General features: G+C 49.9%; 5 protein-coding genes. 2 read left to right on the top strand and 3 right to left on the bottom strand.

The window, feature by feature from the left end; all coding sequences use genetic code 11:
* A partial coding sequence (locus tag PHU49_13710; GenBank protein ID MDD5245061.1) for a PDZ domain-containing protein occupies positions 1 to 843 on the top strand: 843 nt, incomplete at its 5' end.
* Positions 844 to 885: 42 nt separating this feature from the next.
* The gene (locus PHU49_13715) at positions 886 to 2,091 is read left to right on the top strand and encodes a type II secretion system F family protein (protein MDD5245062.1); all 1,206 of its coding nucleotides are present in this window, start codon (positions 886 to 888) and stop codon (positions 2,089 to 2,091) included.
* A 294-nt stretch (positions 2,092 to 2,385) separates the two neighbouring features.
* Here PHU49_13715 and bioB read toward each other — a convergent pair whose 3' ends face one another.
* The 3 genes from bioB to PHU49_13730 all read right to left on the bottom strand — a co-directional run.
* Complete coding sequence (gene bioB, locus PHU49_13720) at positions 2,386 to 3,369, bottom strand: biotin synthase BioB (protein MDD5245063.1); 984 nt, start codon at positions 3,367 to 3,369, stop codon at positions 2,386 to 2,388.
* Positions 3,370 to 3,489: 120 nt separating this feature from the next.
* Positions 3,490 to 4,776, bottom strand: a complete 1,287-nt coding sequence (gene trmFO, locus PHU49_13725) for a methylenetetrahydrofolate--tRNA-(uracil(54)-C(5))-methyltransferase (FADH(2)-oxidizing) TrmFO (GenBank protein ID MDD5245064.1) — start codon at positions 4,774 to 4,776, stop codon at positions 3,490 to 3,492.
* Positions 4,761 to 5,646: DNA topoisomerase (locus tag PHU49_13730; GenBank protein MDD5245065.1), on the bottom strand; the 886-nt coding region annotated here is incomplete at its 5' end. The genes PHU49_13730 and trmFO, both read right to left, overlap by 16 nt.

The raw sequence follows: 5,646 nt of genomic DNA on the forward strand, positions 1-5,646 counted from the left end.
GGCATAGTCAGCGCAAAAGGAAGGGTAATAGGCGCCGGACCATATGACGATTTTATCCAGACTGATGCCTCGATCAACCCCGGCAACAGCGGGGGACCGCTTCTCAATCTGAAAGGCGAGGTTGTCGGTATCAATACAGCGATTGTTTCCGGTGGACAGGGCATTGGATTTGCCATCCCTATCAATGTTGCCAAAGATATGCTTCCGCAGTTGAAGACAAAAGGTAAGGTAGCGAGAGGATGGATGGGTGTCGTTATCCAGAAGGTGACGCCTGAGATTGCAAAGAATTTTGGTCTCACCGAATCTGAAGGTGCATTAGTTGCAGACGTTATGGAACAGGGCCCCGCTGAAAAGGCAGGGATTAAGAGGGGAGACGTTATCGTTACGTACAATGGTAAAAAGATCAAGGACAATGATCAGCTCCCGCGGCTTGTAGGCGCAACAGAGATCGGCAAAAAGGTGAAGGTTGGTTTGATACGTGAAGGAAAACCGATCGAGGTTGAGATCGTTATTGCAGAGCTCCAGGAAGAAGGCCTGAAGGCTTCGAAAAAACCTGAAATAGAGAAAGATTTCGGTCTCGTTGTCCAGGATATTACCCCGGAGATCGCAAAACATCTCAGCTTGAAAGATAAGAGAGGCGTTATCGTAACGGATGTATTACCGGGCAGTCCGGCACAGGACGGAGATGTCAGGTCCGGTGATATTATCAAGGAGATCGGCAGGAAACCGATACGGAATGTTGCCGACTTCAGAGAGGCCATGAAACGGGTAAATATCAAAGAAGGCGTGGTTATACTCATCAAGAGAGATAACACGACGTTCTATACGGTGGTAAGGGAGTAAATTTTTCTTTGCATAAATATTTTTTTCATGTATTATTGACTTATGCCGCTATACGAATGGGAAGGTAAAACAGTCTCCGGTACAACAAGGAAAGGGTCAACAAAGGCCCCATCCGAAGATTCTCTCCGTGCGATCCTCAGAAAAGACGGTGTTATCCTTACCAAATTCGTCGAGAAAAAAGAGGAAAAGAAGGAAAAATATAGTCCCAAGGCAAAGGTACCCACGCTCCAGATCGTGATCTTCACAAGACAGCTTTCCACGATGATCACATCCGGTCTTCCCCTTGTTCAATCCCTCGAGATACTCGGGGCACAGATTGAAGATGTCAATCTGAGAGGGATCGTCCGGGAGATAAAAGAGAAGATAGAAGGCGGTTCACGGTTCGCCGACGCTCTCAGGGATTATCCGCAGTGTTTTGACCAGCTCTTCGTCAACCTTGTCGTCGCAGGCGAAGAGGGCGGCTTGCTGGACGGTGTCCTCCAGAGGCTCTCCGTATACATGGAAAAATCAGAAAAGCTCAAATCCAAGGTCAAATCTGCCATGATATACCCGATAAGCATCGTCGTCGTCGCTGTCGGTGTCGTCTTTGTCCTTTTGATCTTTGTTATTCCTGTTTTTGAGACAATGTTCAAGGACATGGGTGCCACCCTCCCTATGCCGACACAGATCGTCGTTAACTTAAGCAGGGCGGTAAAGGGCGGCATAATCTACATTATTGCCGCTGTAGTAGGTATCTTTTTCGCTTTTAAGAAGTATTACCAGTCACAGGGCGGCAGGAAAACGATTGACAGGCTGACACTGAAATTACCCATATTCGGTGTTTTAACGATAAAGGCCTCTGTCGCGAGGGTTACAAGGACCCTTGCGACGCTCCTCTCCAGCGGTGTCGCCATCCTTGAAAGCCTCGATATCGTTGCAAAGGTTGCCGGGAACAAGATCGTAGAAGAGGCGCTGGTGGTTGCAAAAGAGCGGATCAGCGAAGGAAGGAGCATGTCGGAGCCATTGGAACAGGCCGGCATATTCCCGCCAATGGTCGTTCAGATGGTTCAGGTTGGTGAATCAACGGGCGCCCTGGACAATATGCTCAATAAAATAGCAGACTTCTACGAGGATGACGTTGACGCCCTCGTAACAAACATGACGGCGCTCATGGAACCGATGATCATGGCCTTTCTCGGCGTTATCCTCGGCGGGCTTGTCGTCGCCATGTACCTGCCAATCTTTAAACTCGGTTCAGCAGTAGGATAAGAAAACACAATAACCAATCACCAATTAATACCCAACGAGCAATAATCAAACTAAAATTCATTGTTATTTTAGTTATACAAGTGTCTGGTTGAAATGGAAGCTGCGCCAGCATGCGGTGTCGGGGTATCCTGAGCAAACCGTCGTGAGGCGAGGAAGCTCGGTCTTTTGCGCAAGCAAAAGTTCCGAAGCCGAACGCGAGCGAATGTAAGCCGCTGGAGCGCAATGAGCGTGTTTGCGGGGATATCCCGATGCCGCATGCTGGCTCCATGAACCCCTCGGTTAGTTGGTGTTTGATTATTGTTCTATCGCAACTTCCAATCCCAAGTCCCGGATCATCTCGATATCATGCACCGTATCCCTGCCGAGGGTGGTGAGATAATTGCCGGTCATCAATGAATTGCAGCCCGCGATGATACTGAGGGGCAAAAGCTGCCGCAGGTTTTTCTCTTTGCCGCCGCAGAGCTTGATATCTTTACCAGGGAGGATAAATCTGAAGATTGCAACGGTGAGGAGGACCTCGATCGGGGTGAGAGGTAAAACGTTCTCAAGGGGTGTTCCGGGAATGGGATTGAGGATATTGATCGGTATTGAGTCCACATCGGCTTCCTTTAGCGTCATGGCAAGTTCGATACGGTGCACCATGTTTTCGCCGAGGCCTATGATCCCCCCCGAACAGACTGAAAGACCTGCATTCTTTGCTATGTGCAAGGTCTTGATATCCTCCTCATAGTCGTGGGTTGTGCAGATGTTGCCAAAAAAGCTCCGGGCCGTCTCAAGGTTGTGATGGTATCTGAACAGGCCGGCCCTTGCCAGACCGTTTGCCGTCTCTTCATCGAGCAGCCCAAGTGAGGCACATGATCGGATACCCATGTTATTAATACCTTCAACAGCACGGCAGATCACCTGCCACTCCTGATTGTCCGATATACATGTTCCGCTTGTTACGACACTAAATAAATGGATCCCTGCGTCCTTTGCTGTACGGGCCTTTTCAAGGATCTCCCCGGTGGTTACAAGGGGGTATACAGGGGCATCGGTGTGATAATGCGCCGACTGCGCGCAGAACCTGCAGTTTTCAGGGCATACCCCGGACTTTGCGTTGATGATGCCGCAGAGGCTGATCCTCCTCCCTTTGAAATGTTCCCGGATCTCATTTGCATGGGCCATTAAAAGGAAGGGCTTGGCGATGCCGATTTCATAGAGTCTTTTCGCATCGGCAGTATTGATATCCTGCCTGTCGATAGCCTTCTTTTTCAGTTTTTCGATTGTTGAATCCATACAACCTCCAAATAAACCGTATATCGTAGTTCGTATATCGTATATCGTCAAACCCTATATCGCAGTTGTGTACACTGTAATTCGAACTTACAAATCCAGCGACATACGATCTACGATATACTATATACGATATACTGTCTCTCTCCATTCTTCTATCGATTCCAGCGCGCATGCAATGGCCTTTTCCTTCTGCCTCTTATTATAACCCTTGAGGAGACCAAAATTGATATTCATGGGCTGAAAATTGTCCGTTTCCGTTGATACATAGCGCATAAGGGAACCGACGCAGGTATCCTCAGGGGGAGGAACAAACCCGCGGCCCGTTGCCGCCGTATGCGCTGATAATCCCGCAACGAGACCTGAGGCGGTAGACTCCACGTAGCCTTCCACCCCCGTTATCTGCCCGGCGAAAAGGATCCGTTCATCGCCCCTCAGTTGAAGTTTCTCGTTTAACAGTTTTGGAGCGTTGATGTAAGTGTTCCTGTGGATACTTCCGTGTCGTAAAAATACAGCATTCCGAAGTGCCGGGATAAGGCTGAAGACCCGCTCCTGCTCCTGGTATTTAAGCTTTGTCTGAAAACCAACCATGTTATACATCGTGCCTTCTTCATTTTCCCGTCTCAGTTGAATCACCGCGCAGGGATTATTCCTGATCCGCCGGTCTTCAAGACCCACAGGTTTCATCGGTCCATAGAGAAGGGTCTTTTTCCCCCTCTCTGCCATGACCTCTATCGGTAAACAACCCTCAAAGTACGGAACGTCCTCAAAATCTTTGAGGTCGACCCTCCCGGCATGCGTCAGTTCTTCATAGAATGTATCATATTCCTCCTCCGTGAGGGGGCAATTCAGATAGTCAACGGCATCTTTCAGGTATCTCGAACCGAAGAACGCCTTATCCATGTCGATAGAGTCCCCATCGATGATAGGAGAGATGGCGTCATAAAAATAGAGGTTATGAACACCCGTTCGCGTCTTTATGCTCTCTGTGAGGTCATCGCTCGTGAGCGGTCCCGTTGCAATTATTACAGTCCCCTCCGGGATCTCCCGTATCTCCTTCCTCACAACGGTTATCCGGGGGTTCGATTCAATCTCTTCGGTTATCCTCCGGGAAAACACCTCCCTGTCCACAACAAGGGCCTTGCCGCCCGGTATAGATGTCTCATCGGCAATGCGGATGATGATTGAATCAAGCCTTCTCAACTCCTCTTTCAGGAGCCCGTGGGCATTGGTAAGCTCCGTTGATTTCAACGAATTGCTGCAGACGAGCTCTGAGAGATAGGGGGTCTTATGGGCAGGCGTGAAGACCGACGGCCTCATCTCGTAAAGGACCACGTTCCCGCCCCGGCGCGCTATCTGGTAGGCAGCCTCTGCGCCGGCTAAACCACCACCGATTATTTTGATTTCCATCCGCAGCCCTTACGGAGGCAAAGGGGCCTGTTTCTGTAAGTAAAGAGCGTAGGCGCCCCGCAGGAAGGACATGGACCCTCGGCGGGTTCCCTGTTGGTCGCGAAGGTGCAGTCAGGGTAGCGCGAGCAGGCCGTAAACCGTTTTTTCTTCTTCGAAGTCCTTTCCACAAGTTTTCCAATACAGCCCTCTTCAGGACAACTGAACCCGAGTGAATAGGGCTCGGTGTGCTTACACGCGGGATAGTTGCTGCATGCTAAGAACCTTCCGAATTTCCCCCTTTTCTCGAGGAGGTTCCCTCCGCATTCGCTGCATGTCCCTTTCACCTCTTCCTCAACGGCTGTTATCGTTCCGTCCTCTTCCATCCGGACGTTCTTCTTGTTCTTGCATTCAGGTTTTCCGCTGCAGACGAGATACTCTCCGTTCTTACTCCACCGGAGAAGCATCTTCTTCCCGCATTTGTCACAGATGATATCGGTCTCACGCTCTTCCTTCTTCAGACTTACCATCCCCTCTTTGGCGGAATGGAGTTCTTTTTCAAAGGCAACGTTGAACCTCCCCAGTTGTTTTACCCAATCCTTTTTCCCATCCTCGATAAGATCGAGTATCTCTTCCATCGTCGCGGTAAAGCCGATATCCAGGACCAGGGGAAAAAACTCCCTCAGGAGCTTATTGATCGTTTTGCCGAGCGGGGTCGGCATGAGCTTCATCTTGTCTTTCTTTACATAACTTCTGTCCTGGACGGTCGTGACGATCGTTGCATACGTCGAGGGGCGTCCGATCCCCTTCATTTCGAGGGTCCGTATCAGAGAGGCCTCGGTATACCGTGACGGCGGACTTGTGAAACGCTGCTCCGGCAGTATATCAATAAGA

It is taken from the genome of Syntrophorhabdaceae bacterium (genome assembly GCA_028713955.1).
In the GTDB taxonomy this organism is placed as follows: Bacteria; Desulfobacterota; Syntrophorhabdia; order Syntrophorhabdales; family Syntrophorhabdaceae; genus UBA5609.

Excerpts from the sequence above, each read along its gene's own strand:
- trmFO (MDD5245064.1), bottom strand. The coding sequence starts at position 4,776 with ATGGAAATCAAAATAATCGGTGGTGGTTTAGCCGGCGCAGAGGCTGCC.
- bioB (MDD5245063.1), bottom strand. The coding sequence starts at position 3,369 with ATGGATTCAACAATCGAAAAACTGAAAAAGAAGGCTATCGACAGGCAG.
- PHU49_13715 (MDD5245062.1), top strand. The coding sequence starts at position 886 with ATGCCGCTATACGAATGGGAAGGTAAAACAGTCTCCGGTACAACAAGG.